This window comes from Telluria sp. RT2P19 (assembly GCF_059685725.1).
Genome location: NZ_JCASIL010000006.1, coordinates 27,926 through 45,298, shown reverse-complemented (window position 1 = coordinate 45,298; position 17,373 = coordinate 27,926). Strand labels below are relative to the sequence as shown.

Annotated in this window: 20 protein-coding genes; 8 read left to right on the top strand and 12 right to left on the bottom strand. The window is 65.2% G+C overall.

The genetic code is table 11. From position 1 onward, the window contains the following. Positions 1–291: 291 nt before the first annotated feature. Together AC56KW_RS09685 and AC56KW_RS09680 are read left to right on the top strand one after the other, a co-directional pair. Positions 292–1,518, top strand: coding sequence for an SGNH/GDSL hydrolase family protein (locus AC56KW_RS09685; protein WP_497170523.1), 1,227 nt, complete (start codon positions 292–294; stop codon positions 1,516–1,518). Between the two features lie 97 nt (positions 1,519–1,615). Continuing rightward, positions 1,616–2,083, top strand: coding sequence for a hypothetical protein (locus AC56KW_RS09680; RefSeq protein WP_497170522.1), 468 nt, complete (start codon positions 1,616–1,618; stop codon positions 2,081–2,083). 64 nt (positions 2,084–2,147) lie between these two features. Here the strand turns inward: AC56KW_RS09680 and AC56KW_RS09675 are convergent, their stop codons facing one another. The 4 genes from AC56KW_RS09675 to AC56KW_RS09660 form a co-directional block, all read right to left on the bottom strand. Further along, positions 2,148–2,534, bottom strand: a complete 387-nt coding sequence (locus tag AC56KW_RS09675) for a cupin domain-containing protein (protein ID WP_497170521.1) — start codon at positions 2,532–2,534, stop codon at positions 2,148–2,150. Positions 2,535–2,670: 136 nt separating this feature from the next. Then, positions 2,671–3,060 carry a hypothetical protein gene (locus AC56KW_RS09670; RefSeq protein ID WP_497170673.1) on the bottom strand — a complete coding sequence of 130 codons (390 nt, stop codon included), beginning with the start codon at positions 3,058–3,060 and terminating at the stop codon, positions 2,671–2,673. Positions 3,061–3,113: 53 nt separating this feature from the next. Next, positions 3,114–3,932: a Mut7-C RNAse domain-containing protein gene (locus AC56KW_RS09665; protein ID WP_497170520.1), complete on the bottom strand. Its 819-nt coding sequence runs from the start codon at positions 3,930–3,932 to the stop codon at positions 3,114–3,116. A gap of 71 nt (positions 3,933–4,003) precedes the next feature. Further along, positions 4,004–4,774 (bottom strand): DUF72 domain-containing protein, encoded by a 771-nt coding sequence (locus AC56KW_RS09660; protein ID WP_497170519.1) that lies wholly within the window; start codon positions 4,772–4,774, stop codon positions 4,004–4,006. 133 nt (positions 4,775–4,907) lie between these two features. Here AC56KW_RS09660 and trxC point away from each other — a divergent pair, with 133 nt between their 5' ends. After that, on the top strand, positions 4,908–5,345 hold the full coding sequence (gene trxC / locus AC56KW_RS09655; RefSeq protein ID WP_497170518.1) for a thioredoxin TrxC: 438 nt from the start codon (positions 4,908–4,910) through the stop codon (positions 5,343–5,345). A 99-nt stretch (positions 5,346–5,444) separates the two neighbouring features. Then, positions 5,445–5,807: a DUF4870 family protein gene (locus tag AC56KW_RS09650; RefSeq protein ID WP_497170517.1), complete on the top strand. Its 363-nt coding sequence runs from the start codon at positions 5,445–5,447 to the stop codon at positions 5,805–5,807. A gap of 30 nt (positions 5,808–5,837) precedes the next feature. Here AC56KW_RS09650 and AC56KW_RS09645 read toward each other — a convergent pair whose 3' ends face one another. The 4 genes from AC56KW_RS09645 to phaC all read right to left on the bottom strand — a co-directional run bounded on the left by AC56KW_RS09645 (position 5,838) and on the right by phaC (position 11,118). Beyond that, positions 5,838–7,004: a cystathionine beta-lyase gene (locus tag AC56KW_RS09645; RefSeq protein WP_497170516.1), complete on the bottom strand. Its 1,167-nt coding sequence runs from the start codon at positions 7,002–7,004 to the stop codon at positions 5,838–5,840. A 33-nt stretch (positions 7,005–7,037) separates the two neighbouring features. Then, entirely contained in the window at positions 7,038–8,495 is a 1,458-nt protein-coding gene (gene rimO, locus AC56KW_RS09640; RefSeq protein WP_497170515.1) for a 30S ribosomal protein S12 methylthiotransferase RimO, read from the bottom strand. 99 nt (positions 8,496–8,594) lie between these two features. Next, complete coding sequence (gene phaR, locus AC56KW_RS09635) at positions 8,595–9,161, bottom strand: polyhydroxyalkanoate synthesis repressor PhaR (protein ID WP_497170514.1); 567 nt, start codon at positions 9,159–9,161, stop codon at positions 8,595–8,597. Between the two features lie 205 nt (positions 9,162–9,366). Next, positions 9,367–11,118 (bottom strand): class I poly(R)-hydroxyalkanoic acid synthase, encoded by a 1,752-nt coding sequence (gene phaC, locus AC56KW_RS09630; RefSeq protein ID WP_497170513.1) that lies wholly within the window; start codon positions 11,116–11,118, stop codon positions 9,367–9,369. A 50-nt stretch (positions 11,119–11,168) separates the two neighbouring features. Here phaC and AC56KW_RS09625 point away from each other — a divergent pair, with 50 nt between their 5' ends. After that, positions 11,169–11,414 carry a hypothetical protein gene (locus AC56KW_RS09625; RefSeq protein ID WP_497170512.1) on the top strand — a complete coding sequence of 82 codons (246 nt, stop codon included), beginning with the start codon at positions 11,169–11,171 and terminating at the stop codon, positions 11,412–11,414. Between the two features lie 23 nt (positions 11,415–11,437). Here the strand turns inward: AC56KW_RS09625 and pgeF are convergent, their stop codons facing one another. Together pgeF and AC56KW_RS09615 are read right to left on the bottom strand one after the other, a co-directional pair. Next, complete coding sequence (pgeF, locus tag AC56KW_RS09620) at positions 11,438–12,229, bottom strand: peptidoglycan editing factor PgeF (protein ID WP_497170511.1); 792 nt, start codon at positions 12,227–12,229, stop codon at positions 11,438–11,440. Beyond that, positions 12,226–13,320: an RluA family pseudouridine synthase gene (locus tag AC56KW_RS09615; protein ID WP_497170510.1), complete on the bottom strand. Its 1,095-nt coding sequence runs from the start codon at positions 13,318–13,320 to the stop codon at positions 12,226–12,228. Before AC56KW_RS09615 ends, pgeF begins: the two co-directional genes overlap by 4 nt. 64 nt (positions 13,321–13,384) lie before the next feature. Between AC56KW_RS09615 and AC56KW_RS09610 the strand changes: the two genes are divergently transcribed. Next, on the top strand, positions 13,385–14,287 hold the full coding sequence (locus tag AC56KW_RS09610; protein ID WP_497170509.1) for an outer membrane protein assembly factor BamD: 903 nt from the start codon (positions 13,385–13,387) through the stop codon (positions 14,285–14,287). A gap of 46 nt (positions 14,288–14,333) precedes the next feature. On the opposite strand, the gene yaaA is transcribed toward AC56KW_RS09610, so the two are convergent. After that, positions 14,334–15,104 (bottom strand): peroxide stress protein YaaA, encoded by a 771-nt coding sequence (gene yaaA / locus AC56KW_RS09605; RefSeq protein WP_497170508.1) that lies wholly within the window; start codon positions 15,102–15,104, stop codon positions 14,334–14,336. 49 nt (positions 15,105–15,153) lie between these two features. On the opposite strand from yaaA, the gene AC56KW_RS09600 reads away from it, so the two are divergent. Beyond that, a complete protein-coding gene (locus AC56KW_RS09600) occupies positions 15,154–15,609 on the top strand; it encodes a putative toxin-antitoxin system toxin component, PIN family (protein WP_497170507.1) in 456 nt (151 codons plus the stop codon). 27 nt (positions 15,610–15,636) lie between these two features. Beyond that, the gene (locus AC56KW_RS09595; RefSeq protein ID WP_497170506.1) at positions 15,637–16,794 is read left to right on the top strand and encodes a pyridoxal phosphate-dependent aminotransferase; all 1,158 of its coding nucleotides are present in this window, start codon (positions 15,637–15,639) and stop codon (positions 16,792–16,794) included. Positions 16,795–16,797: 3 nt separating this feature from the next. Here the strand turns inward: AC56KW_RS09595 and AC56KW_RS09590 are convergent, their stop codons facing one another. Next, positions 16,798–17,274 (bottom strand): hypothetical protein, encoded by a 477-nt coding sequence (locus tag AC56KW_RS09590; RefSeq protein WP_497170505.1) that lies wholly within the window; start codon positions 17,272–17,274, stop codon positions 16,798–16,800. Positions 17,275–17,373: the final 99 nt, after the last annotated feature.

Here is a 17,373-nt window from a genome sequence, read left to right as displayed (position 1 = left end):
TTGTGGCGTTTGCCGCGTCACACTTCCTACGTATCCGCTGATTCCTAGAATTGGCAATCCTTCCCATCAGAAATCCGCACGACCCAGCGCAAAGGATGTGCGCGACGGCCCGCGCGTGACCCGCGCTCTGGGATATCGTGGTTTCGGGGTCAATCGCGCCCTACCCTCCAGGACCTTCTTCAGGAGCCCGCCATGTCCAATCCGGATTTCAGTGTCTCCCATTTGCCCGGCATTCCACCTTCCTCGCCTGCGCAAGACAAGCCCGGCGTCGATCGGGGCCGACGACGTGTTTTGCTCGCCGCTCCGATCGTGGCCGGCGCGCTCGCCGCGCCGGGCGGCGCGGTCAAGGCCCAGACAGGCGTGCCCGAGCGCTGGAGCGCGGGCTGGGGTTGCGCTCCAGCCGGCCCGCCGCCGCCCGCCTCGCTGCTGACCTTCACCGACCAGACCCTGCGCCTGATCGTGCGCACCAGCCTCGGCGGCAACCGCATCCGCATCCGGCTCTCGAACGAGATGGGCGATGCAGCGCTGCGCGTCGGCAACGCGCGCGTGGCCTTGCGCGCCGGCGGCGCCGTGATCACCGCGGGCACCAGCCGCCAGCTGACCTTCGGCGGCCGCACGAGCGTGACCGTCCCGGCCGGCGCCCCGGTGGTCTCCGACCCGGTGACGCTGCCGGTCGCGCCGTTCACCGACCTCGCGATCAGCGTGTATCTTCCCGGCACGGTGCAGGCGACCACGATCCACAACGCCGCCTACCAGGCGAGCTACGCCTCGACCGCCGGGGACTTCGGCGCGCAGACATCGCTGCCGGTCCAGCGCGCCTTCGCCTCCTGGCCGTTCCTGACCGAGGTCGACGTGGACCGTGCCGCGCCGGTGCTGGTGGCGGTGGGCGATTCGGTGACCGACGGGGTGGGCAGCACTTCCAACCTCAACCGACGCTGGCCCGACTACCTGGCGCGCCGCTTCCAGGCTGAGCTCGGTAACGACCGCATCGGCGTCGTCAACCGCGGCATCGCGGCCAATCGGATGCTGGCCGACACCGGCACCGCGCTGTTGGCAGGCAACGACCTGCTGGAGCGCTTCGATCGCGACGTGCTGTCCACCGCCGGGGTGCGCGGGCTGGCGGTGCTCATCGGCATTAACGATATTGTCTATAGCCCGCCATCGGCGCCGATTCCGGCCGAGGACCTCATCGCCGGCTACCAGCAGCTGATCGCACGTGCGCATTTGCACGGCATGCCAGTGCTGGGGGCGACGTTGCCGCCGTTTTTCGGCTTCGTCTATTACACCCCGGCGCGCGAGGCGGTGCGGCAGGCGGTCAATGCCTGGATGCGCAGCGCGCAGCCGTTCGACGCGCTCGCCGATGTCGACCTGGCGCTACGCGATTCCGGTGCGCCGCAGCGCCTCCTTGCTGGGTACGACAGCGGGGATCGCCTGCATCCGAATGATGCGGGTTACCAGGCCTTGGCGGCGGCAGTGCCGCTGCCGGCGCTGTGGTCACTGATGGGTGGAGGGCTTTGACGATATGCCGTCTTGGTTCGGCGCCGTGTAACAGGGTGTAATTCCTTGGACACACTGATCCGGCATTCCGTATGATGACATGATCAGGAGGACCGCCATGAAAAATCTCGTCATCATTCTCGGGTCGCTGGGTCTGCTGGCCGGCTGCGCCGCGCCGGGCCCGACCTATACCTACCAGCAACCATCCGATCCCAGCCAGTGGCGGGTGGTGTCCGTGACGCCGGTGCCGGTCGGTACTGGCGCCCAAGTGGCCGCATCCGGCCAGGGCAGCGTCGTCACTTCGACCCCGATCGCCACTGCGCCCCCCAGCTCTGGCTGGTCGACCACGTCGGTAACGCCCGTGTACCGCACGCAACAACCAGTCATCGTACAGCAACAGCAGCCGGTCTGGGTGCAGCAGCAACCGGTGTATGTGCCGCAGCCGGTGTATGTCGAGCAGCCGCGCTACTGGTATCCACCGATTTCGATCGGCCTCGGGTTCGATTTTGGACGCAGCAGCTGGCGCGGACACCGTGGTCGCGGCTGGGGTGGACACATCGGGACGCGCTGGCCTCACGGCTGGTAAATAACGAAGCCGGCGGATGCCGGCTTTTTTGTTGCTCATCCATGGCCCCTGCGGGCCCGGACGATCAATGCCCGTGCTGGCGCTCGTACTCGTCCGCCTCGGCCTTGGTGGCGTGCACGGTGCCATCCGGATGCTCCGGCGGCGTATACAGCGTGTACAAACGCATCGGCTCGCTCTTCGAGGTATTGATGACATTGTGCTCGGTACCGGCCGGGACCACGACAGCAACACCGTCTTCAAGCTTGTGCTCTTCGCCGTCCAGCAGCGCCACGCCCGCGCCCGCTTCAACGCGGATGAACTGGTCATGGCCTTCGTGCCGCTCGAGTCCGATCTCGTCGCCCGGCTGCAGGGTCATGATGACGAGCTGGCTGCGTTTGGTGGTGTAGAGCACCTCGCGGAAGTTGTTTCCAGAGAGCGTTTTTTGTTCGATATTGATGCTGTCGCCCGACATAGGGTTCTCCAAAATGCTGCGCGCGCGGCCCAGGGCTGCGCGGAGGTTCACGGACGGCAGATGCCGCTCTGTCATCGATTGTATAAGAGCCGGGCGATTCGTGTGCGAAGGGCGCCTGGCGCCCCTCGGGTCCCCCTTACCCTGCGCCAAACAAGTCATGCGCATCGAGAATGGCCCAGGCGATCTCGGGCCGCTCGACCAGGCGCCGGCGCACCGCCGCCGGCACCGACTGGCGGAGCTTCTTGCACAATCCCGGGCGCTCCTCGAGCACGACCACGATCCCGCGCACGGTGCGCACCTCGTTGGGGCCGGGGGCGATGCGCAGTTCGGCGCCGACGTTCTTGCGGATCAGATTCTGGACGTGCTGCAGGTCGGCATAGCTGTCGACACGCTCGATGCGCTCGATCAGCTTCAACTCTTGCTGGCGCGTGATCAACAAGGGCCGCTGGTCGGCCGCCGGGTCGGCCAGCACCCGGTCGCGCTCGCACACGCAGGCGCCCGGCGGGCATTCTACCCGCAGGGGCATGCCGGCGATCGGCGCCGGCGGGACGGAGGATGCAGCGGCAGAAATCGTCACGCTCAGGGTTGAAAATCGGTTTGCTCGCTTGATTCTACCTCGGCAAAGTCGTTGAGGGCGCCTTCGTTGCGCCGCGCCACCGTGGCCAGCAGCGCTGCCATCCTCCGGTGGTGCGAGCCCTTCCAGTAGATCCGCAGGCAGCTGTCGCAGATGGTGAAACTGTCGTGCAGCGCGCGCACCGACGGCGGCAGCCGCTCGGCGACGCTCGCCTTGTCGACCATGCGCAGCGCCATATTGCAATGCAGGCAGAGCGAGAACGGCCGCGCGCCGCGCGCCAGGTCGAGCCGGTCGAACAGCTCTTGCAACTGTTGCGCCGGGTCGAGGGCGTGGATATAGCAGCCATGCACGACAGCGCGCCGCTTGAGCAGTTCACGGTCCCGCGTCAGCACGATGCGATCGTCCAGCTGCGCCAGGCGCTCGACGTCATCGTCATGGTAATGGTTGTCGTACAGGGTGCCGTAGCCCGCCATGCGCAACAGGCGCGCCAGGCCACCCAGATGCGAATCGGCGATAAAGCGCATGCGCGCGCGGGCCCGGTCGCGTGATCGTTCCTGTGTGGGTCTGCCGTGCGGGCCCAGGCCGTGCGACTCGAAGCGCGCGTACACGGCGACATGGTCGCCTTCGTCGATCACCCGGTCGAAACCGCTAGCTTCCCGGTTGACCAGCACCATGTCGACTTCGGTGTGCGGCACACCGAGCGCCTCGACCATGTGCTTGGTGGTCGACCGGTACGCACATGCCGCGGCGAAAGTACGGCCGCGCCGGTCGCGGGGCAGGAATTGTCCCAACGCCTGATGGAATCGAAAGGTCGCGCTCACCATGCTTGCACCTGTCTGGCCCGATCGCCCGCCTGCAAATCCTGCTCTTGCACCAATTCGGCCGCCTGTACATCCTACTCCTGCATCAATTCGGCCGCCTGTACATCGTACTCCTGCATCAATTCTAGTGCATTGGGTACGGAGGCGCCCTCCGCCGTATTGTCGAGGATGCACCACACCTTGCGTCCTCGCGCGACCAGTGCGTCGAATTCGGCCCGCCAGCGTGCGATCTCTTCCTGCGGATAACGCGAGTAATAGATGCGCGGCGTTCCGTGCAGGCGGACGTAGACTTCCTCAGCGCTGGTCGGTTCGTGCGGGCCCGGCTGGCCGGCCGCCGGGTCGGCGATCACGCGGATCACCCCGCATTCGCGCAGCAAGGCGCTGGCCGCTTCGGAAAACCAGCTCGCATGGCGCGCCTCGAAGGCAATACTGCAGCCGAAACGGGCGCGCAAGCCATCGAAGAAGGCGTGCGCCGGTGCATCGGTGAAACCGAAACGCGGCGGCAACTGCACCAGCAGGCAGCCGAGCTTATGGCCCAGCATGCCCGCTTCACGCTGGAAGCGGTCCAGCTGCGCGCCGACCTCGATCAGGCGCGCCTCGTGCGTCATGGCGCGCGGCACCTTGACGGCGAAGCGGAAGTCGTCCGGCACGCTGGCGGCCCAGCGCGCATAGGTTTCAGGCTTGTGCGGCCTGTAGAACGAGGAATTGATCTCCACCGTGGGGAAGACGGCGGCATAGCGTTCCAGGTGGCTGCCTTCGGCGGGGAAAGCATCGGCGCAGGCCTTGGGCAGGCTCCAGCCGGCGCAGCCGACGCGCAGGCGGCCGGTCGATTCGGATTGAGGCATCGGACTACCGTGATCGTGTCATTCCCACAATTCTATGCAAGTCGCCTTCGTCGCGGCGCATGGCTGGGCCGGCGACGCGAACGCACGGCCGCGCTTACAATGCCGTCATCGTGTCCACCGAAGGAGAAGCACCATGAGCGACCCGCTCCACGTCGTCTGCCCGCACTGCGATGCGGTCAACCGCATGCCGCAGGCGCGGCTGCGGGATGCCCCTACCTGCGGCAAATGTTCGCAAGCCATCTTCAGCGGCCGTCCGCTGGACGTCGACAGCGCCCGCTTCGAGCGCCACATCATGCGCAACGATGTACCGGTGCTGGTCGACTTCTGGGCCGAATGGTGCGGCCCCTGCAAGATGATGGCGCCGGCGTATGCCCAGGCCGCCCAGCGGCTCGAGCCGCAGGTACGCCTGCTGAAGGTCGATACCGAACACGCGCAAGACCTGTCGGCGCGCTTCGCCATCCGCAGCATCCCCACCCTGGCGCTGTTTCGCGGCGGGCAAGAAATTGCACGCCAGTCGGGCGCCATGGACGCAGGACGGCTGGTGGCATGGGTCCGCCACCATATAGGCTGAGTCCTGCTTCGCTCCGGCCTGCACGGCCCCGCATGGGCGCGGCCGGCGCTGATACAATGGCAACAAACGGGATGATCCCGTCTCTTACAAGGAGCCGCTATGTCGCAAGAACTGGTATTGGAACGAGGCGTCGAGGACAGCAAGCACTGGGCGCGCATCCTGTACGTGATTCACGCACTGACCTTCTTCTTCTCGCTCGGGATGCTGTCGATCATCCCCGTGATCGTCAACTATATCAAGCGTCCGGAAACCGTCGGCACGCTCGTGCACAGCCATCACACCTGGATGATCCGGTCGTTCTGGTGGTATGCAGCCTGGATGGCCGTCGGCGCCGTGCTGTTCATCACCGTCATCGGCATCCCGCTTGCGTACCTGCTGTGGTTCGTGGTCTGGGTCTGGAAAGCCTACCGCCTGGTGCGCGGCTTCCTTGACCTGAACAGTAACAAGGCGATGCCGGCGTGAAAACGCATGGGGCCGACCAGGCCCCATGTTTCATGACAGCAGTTCGAACGCCTGCTCGAGATCGGCGATCAGGTCGGCCGGATCTTCCAGGCCGACATTAAAGCGCACCAGCACGCCGGGATCGATCCATTTGTCGCGCAGGCTCTTGATCCGGTACGGCATCACCAGGCTGTTCGGCCCTCCCCAGCTGTAGCCGATGCCGAACAGGGTCAAGGCATCGACCATCCGGTCGACCTGGGCCTCGTCGTGGCGCGAATCGAACACCACCGAGAACAGCCCGCCGGCACCGGTAAAATCGCGTTTCCAGAATGCGTGGCCAGGACAATCCTCGAACGCCGGGTGCAGCACCTTCGCCACTTCAGGCCGCGCCTTGAACCAGGCGGCAAGCAGGCGCGCGCTGGCATCGTGACGCTCGAAACGCAGCTTCATGGTCGGCAGGCCGCGCTGCACGAGGTAGGCGTCGTCCGGGCTCACGCCCATGCCGAGCCGCATATGCGCCTGCGCGATGCGGTCGTTGAGCGCGCGATCGCGCGTGATCACGGCGCCCATCAGCAGGTCCGCCCCGCCCGACTGGTACTTGGTCAGCGCATGCATGACAATGTCGACGCCGTGGTCGAAGCCACGCAGCGCAAGGCCGGCCGCCCACGTATTGTCCAGCGCCACGATCACCCCGCGCGCGTGGGCCGCCTTGCACAAGGCCGGCAGGTCCGGCACTTCCATCGAGACCGAACCGGGCGCCTCGGTCCACAGCAACCTGGTGTTTGGCTGGATCAGCTGTGCGATGCCGGCGCCGATCATTGGATCGTAATAGCGCGCGCAGACGCCGAAATCCTCGGTCAGCCAGCGCCCCAGTTCGCGATTCGGGTTGTAGACGTTATCCGGCAACAGCACGTCGTCGCCACTCTTGAGCAGCGCGAAGTCGACCATTGCGATCGCAGAGAGGCCGGAAGGCGTCAGCAGGCAGTGCGCGCCACCCTCGATCTCGGCCAGCTTGCCTTCGAGCGCGAAGGTGGTCGGCGTGCCGTGCAGGCCGTAGGTATAGGCCTGCTTGTCGCGCCATTCGGTCGAGCGCATCGCGGCGGTATTCGGGAACAGCACCGTCGACGCGCGGTGGATCCCGGGCGGGAAGGCGTCGAACCCGCTCGGCGCGACGTAGTCGCTATGGATCAGGGTGGTCTGGATCGACTTCTTGTTCATATGACGGTCGCGCTAAGCCCTGGGTGAATTGCGTCAGACTGGCGTGGCCCACAGGTCGTGGGCGTCGGCACGGGTAACAACCACGTCGGCGAACTGACCGACCGCCAGCTTGTTCTTGCCAGGCACCAGCGGGCGCTTGATGTGGACCACGCCGTCGATTTCGGGCGCATCCGCAGCCGAGCGACCGATCGCTTCGCGCGCGCCGACTTCGTCGACCAGCACGCGCAACGTCCTGCCCACCTTGGCCTGCAGGCGCTTGGCCGAAATCTCTTCTTGCAGCAGCATGACGCGCGCGCGGCGTTCCTCGCGCACTTCTTCCGGCACCGGGTTGGCCAGCTCGTTGGCGGTAGCGCCTTCGACCGGCGAGTAGGCGAAGCAGCCCAGGCGGTCGATCTGCGCCTCTTTCAGGAAGTCGAGCAGGTACGCGAATTCGGCCTCGGTCTCGCCCGGGAAGCCGGCGATGAAGGTCGAGCGGATCGTCAGGTCCGGGTTCATGCGGCGCCAGTTGAGGATGCGCTCGAGGTTCTTCTCGCCGCTGGCCGGACGCTTCATGCGCTTCAGGACATCCGGATGCGCGTGCTGCATCGGGATGTCGAGGTAAGGCAGCACGTGACCGTCGCCCATGAACGGGATCGCCTGGTCGACGTGCGGGTAAGGATAGACGTAGTGCAGGCGCACCCAGGCGTCGTACTGGCGCGCCAGCTGGCCCAGTGCCTCGACCAGCTGCGTCATGTGGGTCTTGATCGGGCGGCCGTTCCAGAAGCCGGTGCGGAACTTGACGTCGACGCCGTAGGCCGATGTGTCCTGCGAGATCACCAGCAGTTCCTTGACGCCGGCCTTGAACAGGTTCTCGGCCTCGATCAGCACTTCGTCGATGCGGCGCGACACCAGGTCGCCGCGCATCGACGGGATGATGCAGAAGCTGCAGCGGTGGTTGCAGCCTTCCGAGATCTTGAGGTAGGCGTAGTGCTTCGGGGTCAGCTTGACGCCGTGGTCCGGCACCAGGTCGATGAACGGGTCGTGCGGTTTCGGCAGGTGCAGGTGCACCGACTCCATCACTTCGGTGACGGCGTGCGGGCCGGTCACGGCCAGCACCCTGGGGTGCACCTTGGTGATGATGTCGTCGCCCGCCGCGTCTTTCTTGGCGCCCAGGCAGCCGGTCACGATCACCTTGCCGTTTTCGGCCAGCGCTTCGCCGATCGCGTCGAGCGACTCCTGCACTGCAGCGTCGATGAAGCCGCAGGTGTTGACGATCACCAGGTCGGCGCCGTCGTAGGAATTGGCGGTCTGGTAGCCTTCGGCGCGCAGCTGGGTCAGGATCTGTTCCGAGTCGACCAGCGCCTTCGGGCAGCCGAGCGACACGAAGCCGACCTTCGGCGCGATCACGCCCTGGGCCGGCGTCGGGATGACGATGGCGGGGGCTTTCGCGGCGGCAGCGATGCTGGGGCTGTTGCTCGGGTTGGCGGAAGGATTACGACGAAGTTCAGGCATGGGCGGACGACAAATGATTTGGGCAATCCGCGATTGTACCTGAACCCGGGGCCCCGGTGGGGACGCCGGGGCCGTATGTTGCAGCGCCGTGCGACGCGCTTACTTCTTGTCGGTCGGAGTGGTCGGCATGCCCGGGAATGGAAACGCGCCAAACATCGCCTTGCTCTGGTTCTGCATCTGCTCTTGCATCTGCAGGAACAGGTTCTTGCTCTGGTCGATGTAGTTGTTCATCATGCCCTGCATCATCGGGCCCTGGACGTTCATGAACTGGGTCCACATCTCGGGGCTGAATGGCTTGCCTTCGAGCGCGCCGGCGGCGTTGCTGGTGAACTTGTTCTGGATGTCGGTGAAGGCCTGGACGTTCTTTTCCAGGTAAGAACCCATCATGCCCTGCATCGCGTGACCGTAGTAGCGAATGATCTGCGCCAGGACCGAGCTCGAAAACATCGGGACGCCGTTCGCTTCTTCCTCGAGGATAATCTGAAGCAGGATACTGCGGGTCAAGTCTTCGTTGCTCTTGGCGTCGACAACGGTAAACTCGTCGGCGTCGAGCACGAGCTGCTTGACGTCGGAAAGCGTGATGTAGGAACTGGTCTGCGTATCGTACAGGCGACGGTTCGGGTATTTCTTGATCAGGCGTTCCGTACTTTTCTTCACACTGCTCATCTCTCGGTCCATAGGTTGCGCCGCGGCTTCATGCGCCACGTATTTAGAATTGTTTGCGCCGGCATCGCCGGTTCGTCTCCTGCCCGCCCGCCGCCAGGTCGGCAGCAGACGAACAGCAGACACCATACCACGCAATTGATGCAGGTGCAGCAATTACTAGGTTGGTCATTACCCTGGCTTTTCTGTCAATTTAAGGCACGTCCGTTCAGTCGGCACGCGCCTTGACGTAGCGTCCCGGCGCAGGCTCGAGTGCTGCATATTGCGCGTTGCCCGGCGCGGCCGGGGCCGGCACTTCGGCGCCGCCGTACTGGGCCAGGAACCTGGCCCACTCCGGCCACCAACTGCCCTTGTTCTCGACCGCGCCATCGAACCAGGCGCGATCGTCCATCGGCTTCGATGTGCCGTCCTTGTCGTTGACCCAATAGCTGCGCTTGTTCTTCGCCGCGGGATTGATGACGCCCGCGATGTGGCCCGAGGCGCCCAGCACGAACCGGTTCGCCTTCGGGTTCGCCGGATTGAGCAAGCCCATCGACGCATACGCAGCCTGCCACGGCACGATATGGTCTTCCTTCGAGCCATAGATGAACACCGGCGCGTCGATTTTGCCGAGGTCGACCGGCACGCCGCACACGGTCAGCGCGCCAGGCGTCCTGAGCTTGTTCTCCAGGTAGGTATTGCGCAGGTACCAGCAGAACATCGGGCCCGGCAGGTTGGTGCTGTCGGCATTCCAGTACAGCAGGTCGAAGGCCGGCGGCTCCTTGCCTTTCAAATAGTTCTGTTGTACATAGTTCCAGACCAGGTCGTTTGGACGCAGGGCCGAGAAAGTCGTCGCCAGGTCGCGTCCCGGCATCAGGCCGCCGCCGCCCAGGGTCTGCTCGCGCAGCGCCACTTGTGCTTCGTCGACGAACACTTCGAGCACGCCGGTATCGGAAAAATCGAGCAGGGTGGTCAGCAGCGACAGGCTGGCGGCCGGCTGCTTGCCGCGCGCGGCCAGCACCGCCAGCGCGGTAGCGGCGATCGTGCCGCCGACGCAGAAGCCGAACACATGGGCTTTTTCTTGCCCGCTGATCTCGGCCACCACGTCCAGTGCGCGGATGGCGCCCTTCTCCACGTAGTCGTCCCAGCCCAGGTTGGCTTGCGTACGATCAGGATTGCGCCATGACACCATGAACACGGTATTGCCCTGCTCCACCACATAGCGCACCAGCGAATTCTCGGGTTGCAGGTCGAGGATGTAGAATTTGTTGATGCAGGGCGGGATCATCAGCAGCGGCACGCTGCGCACCGTCGGCGTGGCTGGCGTGTACTGGATCAGCTGGAACAACGCGTTTTCAAAGACCACCTGGCCGGGCGTATTGCCGACATTGCGGCCAACCTCGAAGGCGGATTCGTCCGACTGCGAGATGCGCCCCCTTTGCATGTCGGCCAGCATGTTCGCCATGCCCTTGGTCAGGCTCTCGCCCTTGGTGTCGATCATTTTCTTCTGCGCTTCTGGATTCGTCGCGAAGAAATTGGCGGGCGACATGGCGTCGACCATTTGCTGCACCGCGAACCGGATCTTCTGGCGCTCGCGCGGGCCGGCCTCGACCGCATCGGCCAGGGCCAGCATGAATTCGGAATTGAGCAGGTAGGACGCGGCCGAGAATGCCGACAGCGGATTGCCGACCCATTCCGATGCCGAGAAGCGCCTGTCGTGCAGCGCCGGCGTCTTGCCGGACATAAAATCTTGCCAGAGTTGGGCGCCCTTCTTGAGGTAATCGTCGCGGATCGACTCGAGCTTGGTCGGGTCGATGCCGGCGCCCATATCCTTGAGGAAGCCGGCCAGCGGATTGGCCGACGCGGGTGGCGCGGACAAGGGAGCCATGGGCGCCATCTTCATCCAGCCCTCCCAGGCCTTGGGATCGGTAAACTGGGACAACCAGGTTGCGGCGAAAGCTTGCGGGTCAGGCATGTTCATGTAGGCATCCGTTGTTAGAATCTCGTCTCTTCAACCAGGAACAAAACATCATGTGGATCGTGGCCATCGCGTGGATATACGTTGTCGTACTCATGGCGGCGACCGAACCGACCGTGGTCGGCGGCATCATGACCTTTGTCTTTTACTGCGCAGTCCCATTATCCATTCTTTTCTATCTGACTGGCGCAAGGCGGCGTCGGCAGCGCCGCCAAATGACAACGCATCGCCAAGGCAAGCCTGCCAACAAGGACGCGGCGGGAGATGCCGCCGAGTCATCGGATGGCGACGGCGACTGAGCAGTATCGGACAGCCGCCCCCCTTACTTGATCCAGATCAAGCTGGCTTGACGACCGGTGACGCCGTCGCGGCGGTAGGAATAAAAGCGCCCGGGCGCGCCAGCGGTACACAGGCCGCCGCCATGGACACGGTCGACGCCATCCTGCGCCAGCATCAGGCGCGCCAGGGTGAACATATCGGCCAGGTATTTGCCCGTGCGCCCCGGATAATCGCGGAAACAGGCATGCACCGCCCCGCCAGGGATCGCCGCCGCGAACGCATCCACCACATCCTGCCCCACCTCGAACGCCTCGGGGCCGATGGCCGGCCCCATCCAGGCCGTGATCTCGCCGGCGCCCGCCGCGCGCATGGCTTTCACGGTCGCACCGAGCACGCCACCGGCCAGCCCGCGCCAACCGGCATGGGCGGCGCCCACCACCTTGCCATCCAGGTCGGCGAACAGCACCGGCAGGCAATCGGCGGTCAGGATGGCGCAGACGATTCCGGCGGCAGTCGCGATACTGGCGTCGCCCATGCGGACCGGCTGGTCGGACCCCACGGTGGCGGCATCGACCACGTCGGCGCCATGCACTTGCGCGATCCAGGCCGGACGGCCGGGCAGCCAGGCGCGCAGGCGCTCGCGGTTGGCGCGCACGGCATCGGGGTCGTCGTTGACGTGCAGTCCCAGGTTGAGGCCGCCACCGCCCTTGCCGTCGTCATAGGGCGCGGCGCTGACCCCGCCGTCGCGGCTGGTGGCCAGCGCGCCGATCGACGCCGGCAGGTCCGGCCATGCCGGCCAGACCAGGTCGGCCGCAGCAAGCTCGCCTTGGGTCATACGCGGTAGGTGACGACGCCGTCGTCGTCATCCTCGTGTGCGGTCTCGCTGCCGAAGTGGCCATCTTGCGGCTCTTCGATGCCCGCCTGGGCGATCAGCGCGGCGAAGTCGTCGGCCAGAGGCACCGTCCATTCGCATTGCTCGCCCGTGCCCGGGTGCACCAGGCCGAGACGGCGCGCCTGCAGCGCCTGGCGGTGGAACACCGGGGTCAGGTGGCGCTTGCCGTAGACCGCATCGCCGACGAGGGCAAACCCCAGCGACTGCATGTGGACGCGGATCTGGTGGGTGCGGCCGGTCTCGAGGCGGCAGCGCACCAGCGACACCGGACGCCGGTCGAGTTCTCCGGTGACGACGCGCTCGTAATGGGTGATCGCCGGCTTGGCGAACGGGCTGTTCGAGACCGCCATCTTGACGCGGTCCTTGGCGTCGCGGCCCATCGGGCTGTCGATGGTGCCCGAGGCGCGCGGCGTGCCCCAGACCAGCGCGAAGTATTCGCGCTTGACGGTGCGCGCCTGCAGTTGGCGCACCAGGTCGGTCTGGGCGGCCAGGGTCTTGCCCACCACCATCAGACCGCTGGTGTCCTTGTCCAGGCGGTGCACGATGCCGGCGCGCGGCACGCCGACCAGTTGCGGGCAGTGGTGCAACAGGCCGTTGAGCAGGGTGCCGCTCCAATTGCCCGAGCCCGGATGCACGACCAGGCCGGCCGGCTTGTTGACGACGATGATGTCGTCGTCCTCGTGGACGATGTTCAGCGCCATTTCTTCTGGCGCGAACGCCGTGTCCTCGGGCGCGGCCTGCGGCTCGACGACGATGGTCTCGTCGCCATAGGCGGTGTCCTTGCCGCGCGCCGGCTTGCCATCAACCATGATGTGGCCGCTTTCGAACCATTGCTGCAGGCGGCTGCGCGAGAACTGGGGCACGAGGCCGGCCACCACCTTGTCGAGCCGCTGGCCGCAATGTTCTTCTTGCAGCGCGAGCGTGATCGGCGACAGGTCGATGCCGGGCGCAGGGACGAACCCGGCCTCCAGTTCATCGTCAAAGTCAGGGTCAATTGGTAAATCCGCCGAATCCGGCGCAGGAGTTAATATCACGTGAGTCCCATCGGCTATAATCAGCCGTTCGTTGAATCTAGGTAAAACTTTTCTGCAAAAAGCTATGCAAAAAAAATTGTCTGTGTTGGTCGCAACTTGCGTCCTCGTCGGCCTCTCGGCATGCAGTGTTCTGCCGAAGCCTACCGACGAATCCAAAAACTGGTCGGCGGAGAAATTATACGCTGAGGCGCGCGAGGAGATGGCCGGCGGGCACTATGAAGCAGCAATTCCGCTGTTCCAGCGCCTGGAAACCAACTTCCCGTTTGGCGTCTATGCAACGCAGGCGCAGATGGAGATCGCCTACGCCCACTACAAGGCGCAGGACCAGGCCGAGGCCCTGGCCGCGGTCGAGCGCTTCATCAAGCTGCACCCGAACCATGCCCAGGTCGACTATATGTACTACCTGCGCGGCCTGATCAACTTCAACGACCAGCTCGGCTTCTTCAGCTTCGTCTACGAACAGGATCCGACCGAGCGCGATCCGCGCGCGACCCGCGAGGCGTTCGCCGCCTTCAAGGCCCTGGTCGACAAGTTCCCGAACAGCAAATATGCGCCCGACGCGATCGAGCGCATGAGCTACCTGATCAACGCGATGGCGCAGTACGAAGTGCACGTGGCGAATTACTACTATCGCCGCGGCGCCTACCTGGCGGCCCTCAACCGCGCCCAGGATGCGGTGACCAACTACACCGACGCGCCGGCGCGCGAAGAAGCACTGTTCATCATGATCCGCAGCTACGACAAGCTGGGCATGCCGCTGCTGCGCGACGACACCCAGCGCGTGTTCCTGCTCAACTACCCGGACAGCTACTTCCTCAATCCAGGTGCGCGCGGTGACGCCGCCTGGTGGAAGTTCTGGGCGAGCAACGACCAGCGTCCGCGCCCGAACGCGGTCGCCGATGCGCCCTGGTGGAAATTCTGGGCCAAGAGCGGCCCACGTCCTTCGCCAAAGGACGCGGTGCAGTAAAGACCCCTGCCGGCCGGCGCCCTCGGGCGCCGGTTGTCCGTCCGGGTCAGGCTTCTACGCGGCGGCGAAATACCCAGCTGTTGTCGCGCGAGACGCTCGCGTCAAAGGCATAGCCGTCGACGTCGAACTCCTTCAGCTGTTCAGGATCGGTGATGCCGTTGTCGGTCGCGTAGCGCGCCATCATGCCGCGCGCCCGCTTGGCGAAGAACGAGATGATCTTGTACTGGCCGTTCTTCCAGTCCTGGAACACGGGCTCGATCACCGGCGCATCCAGGAGCTTCGGCTTGACCGACCTGAAATATTCGGTCGATGCCAGGTTGACCAGGGCCATCGCCCTCGTCTCGGCCAATTGGCGATTGAGCGCTTCGGTGATCGTCGTGCCCCAGAACGCATACAAATCCTTGCCGCGCGGGTTCGCCAGCCTGGTGCCCATTTCGAGGCGATACGGATGCATCTGGTCCAGTGGACGCAGCAGGCCATACAGCCCTGAAAGGATGCGCACATGACGCTGGACGTACGCGAGCCCTTTCGCATCCAGGCTCGGGGCGTCGAAGCCGGTATAGACGTCGCCGTTGAAGGACATCACGGCCGGGCGCGCCTCGGCGTGGTCACGCTCCCAGTGGGCGTAGCGGCCGACGTTGAGCACCGACAGCGCATCCGACAGATGCATCAGTTCGCTGACCTGGGCCGGCGAGTAATCGCGCAGCACCGTGATCAGGCTACTGGCCTGCGCGATGAACTCGGGAGTGGTATGTTGCTTTGTGGTCAGGGGCGATTCGAGATCGAGCGACTTGGCGGGAGACAGGACAATCAGCATGGACGAACGAAAATTTTCCGCAAATAGATAATGTAAATAAGCAACCTACATGATAACCGTTCCAGCGAAACCCATCGTCATCGACACCAATGTCCTGCTCGACCTGTTCGTGTTCCACGATCCGCGTTGGGCCGAGCTGCTCGCCGCCATCGAGTCAAAACAAGTCGATGCCATCACGCGCGCCGAATGCCGCGACGAATACCTCGCCGTGCTGCGCTACCCGCACCTGCCGCTGGATGAAGCCGGCCGCGCGCAGGCCGCGGCGCGCTTCGACGCCCTGTTGCGCCTGGTAGCGCCCGATTCGAAAGCGATCCGCCTGCCGGTATGCACCGACCGCGACGACCAGAAATTCATGGAACTGGCGCGCGACGCCGGCGCCTCGGTCCTGATCAGCAAGGACAAGGCCTTGCTCAAACTCGGCCGCAAAACAGCCCAGGCCGGACTGTTCCGGATCATGCTGCCCGAGTCCTGGCTCAAGGCCCGCGCCGAAGGCACGTTAGAATAAAACCATCTTTCACTTCCAGAGTACACCATGAGCATCCCTGCCCTGGTCACCCGCCTGCCGCAAGTGGGCACCACCGTGTTCACCCAGATGTCGCAACTGGCGCTCGAGCACGGCGCCGTCAACCTCGGCCAGGGCTTTCCCGATTTCGCCTGCGACCCCAGGCTGGTCGACCTCGTGAGCGAGGCGATGCGCGCCGGGCATAACCAGTACGCCCCCATGGCCGGGGTACCGGCGCTGCGCGAGGCGATCGCCGCCAAGATCGAGGCGACTTATGGCCGCCGCTACGATCCCGCGACCGAGATCACCGTCACCGTCGGCGCCAGCCAGGCGATCCAGTCGGCGATCCTCGCCGCCGTGCATCCCGGTGACGAGGTGATCGTCATCGAGCCTGCGTATGACTGCTACGCGCCCGCGGTCGTCCTGAGCGGCGGCGTGGTCGTGCCGGTCGCGATGCGGGTCGACGCGGGGGGCTACAGCGTGCACTGGGACGACGTACGCGCCGCCGTCACGCCACGCACGCGGATGATCGTCGTGAATACGCCGCACAATCCGACCGGGACCATCCTGCGCCAGCCAGACCTCGATGCGCTTGCCGCGATCGTGGAAGGCAGCCAGATCCTGGTCCTCTCCGACGAGGTGTACGAGCACATGGTGTACGAGGGCGCACCGCACGCCTCGGTGTCGCGCCACCCGGTGTTGGCCGAGCGCGCCTTCGTGGTGTCGAGCTTCGGCAAGGCGTTCCACGTGACCGGCTGGAAGATCGGCCATGTGGCCGCGCCGGCGGACTTGACGGCACAATTTCGAAAGGTCCACCAGTACAACGTGTTCAGCGTCGCCACGCCGATGCAGCACGCCATCGCGGCCTACCTGCAAGACCCGGCGCCGTGGCGCGACCTGCCGGCCTTCTACCAGGCCAAGCGCGACCTGTTCCGCGCCGGCCTGGCCGGGTCGCGCTTCACGCTGCTGCCATCCGACGGCACCTACTTCCAGTGCGTGCGCTACGAGGCGATTTCGGACCTGTCCGAGGTGGCGTTCGCGCAGTGGCTGACCAGCCAGGTCAAGGTGGCGGCGATTCCCGTCTCCGTATTCTATAGCCGGCCGATCGAATCGAAAGTCGTTCGCTTCTGCTTCGCGAAGAAGGACGAGACGCTGCAGCTCGCGCTGGAGCGTCTCGCGCAGCTGTAAGTGTTACTGGCCGCGCTGCGGCTTCGTGGCCATCGCCACGATCGCGGCGCCCGCGGCGATGATCAGCGCGTCTTCGATCAGGCCGCTGCGGGTCTGGCCGATGCGCGCCATGGCCTGCTTGCGGCCCGCCAGCGTCAGGTAGGCCAGCGGCACGGCGGTGGCGACGGCGGCCGCGGCGCCCGCCTTCTCCCTTCCCTGCGGCGCCAACGCCGCCCCGGCGATCCCTGCGCTCATTACCCGCGCCAGCAAGCCAAGGAAGACCGTACGGTCGGGCGCGCTCTTCATCTTGTCGCCGAACAGCTCGCCGACGCCCATCGCCAGCGCGCCATATTTGAAGGCGGGGCGATCGAGCAGGAACAGCTCGCCCGAGGTGCCGCGGCCGGCCAGGCGCGCGGTCGCGATGGTCGCCATGGGCGTCATCGAGCGGGCGCTGGCGACGGCGCCGATCAGGATGGAAGAAAGCAGGTTACGAATGGACATGGCGGAGACTCCTGTACGAAGGTAAGCGGCTCGCAACGATGGGCGAGCCGGACCGGTTCAGGCTACCAAAGCGCGCAAACCATTGACGCACGGCTCAGC

Bases quoted from the DNA above. Each gene is read 5' to 3' on its own strand.
- AC56KW_RS09680 (WP_497170522.1), top strand. From the start codon at position 1,616: ATGAAAAATCTCGTCATCATTCTCGGGTCGCTGGGTCTGCTGGCCGGC.
- AC56KW_RS09675 (WP_497170521.1), bottom strand. From the start codon at position 2,534: ATGTCGGGCGACAGCATCAATATCGAACAAAAAACGCTCTCTGGAAAC.
- AC56KW_RS09670 (WP_497170673.1), bottom strand. From the start codon at position 3,060: ATGCCCCTGCGGGTAGAATGCCCGCCGGGCGCCTGCGTGTGCGAGCGC.
- AC56KW_RS09665 (WP_497170520.1), bottom strand. From the start codon at position 3,932: ATGGTGAGCGCGACCTTTCGATTCCATCAGGCGTTGGGACAATTCCTG.
- AC56KW_RS09660 (WP_497170519.1), bottom strand. From the start codon at position 4,774: ATGCCTCAATCCGAATCGACCGGCCGCCTGCGCGTCGGCTGCGCCGGC.
- trxC (WP_497170518.1), top strand. From the start codon at position 4,908: ATGAGCGACCCGCTCCACGTCGTCTGCCCGCACTGCGATGCGGTCAAC.
- AC56KW_RS09650 (WP_497170517.1), top strand. From the start codon at position 5,445: ATGTCGCAAGAACTGGTATTGGAACGAGGCGTCGAGGACAGCAAGCAC.
- AC56KW_RS09645 (WP_497170516.1), bottom strand. From the start codon at position 7,004: ATGAACAAGAAGTCGATCCAGACCACCCTGATCCATAGCGACTACGTC.
- rimO (WP_497170515.1), bottom strand. From the start codon at position 8,495: ATGCCTGAACTTCGTCGTAATCCTTCCGCCAACCCGAGCAACAGCCCC.
- phaR (WP_497170514.1), bottom strand. From the start codon at position 9,161: ATGAGCAGTGTGAAGAAAAGTACGGAACGCCTGATCAAGAAATACCCG.
- phaC (WP_497170513.1), bottom strand. From the start codon at position 11,118: ATGAACATGCCTGACCCGCAAGCTTTCGCCGCAACCTGGTTGTCCCAG.
- AC56KW_RS09625 (WP_497170512.1), top strand. From the start codon at position 11,169: ATGTGGATCGTGGCCATCGCGTGGATATACGTTGTCGTACTCATGGCG.
- pgeF (WP_497170511.1), bottom strand. From the start codon at position 12,229: ATGACCCAAGGCGAGCTTGCTGCGGCCGACCTGGTCTGGCCGGCATGG.
- AC56KW_RS09610 (WP_497170509.1), top strand. From the start codon at position 13,385: ATGCAAAAAAAATTGTCTGTGTTGGTCGCAACTTGCGTCCTCGTCGGC.
- yaaA (WP_497170508.1), bottom strand. From the start codon at position 15,104: ATGCTGATTGTCCTGTCTCCCGCCAAGTCGCTCGATCTCGAATCGCCC.
- AC56KW_RS09600 (WP_497170507.1), top strand. From the start codon at position 15,154: ATGATAACCGTTCCAGCGAAACCCATCGTCATCGACACCAATGTCCTG.
- AC56KW_RS09595 (WP_497170506.1), top strand. From the start codon at position 15,637: ATGAGCATCCCTGCCCTGGTCACCCGCCTGCCGCAAGTGGGCACCACC.
- AC56KW_RS09590 (WP_497170505.1), bottom strand. From the start codon at position 17,274: ATGTCCATTCGTAACCTGCTTTCTTCCATCCTGATCGGCGCCGTCGCC.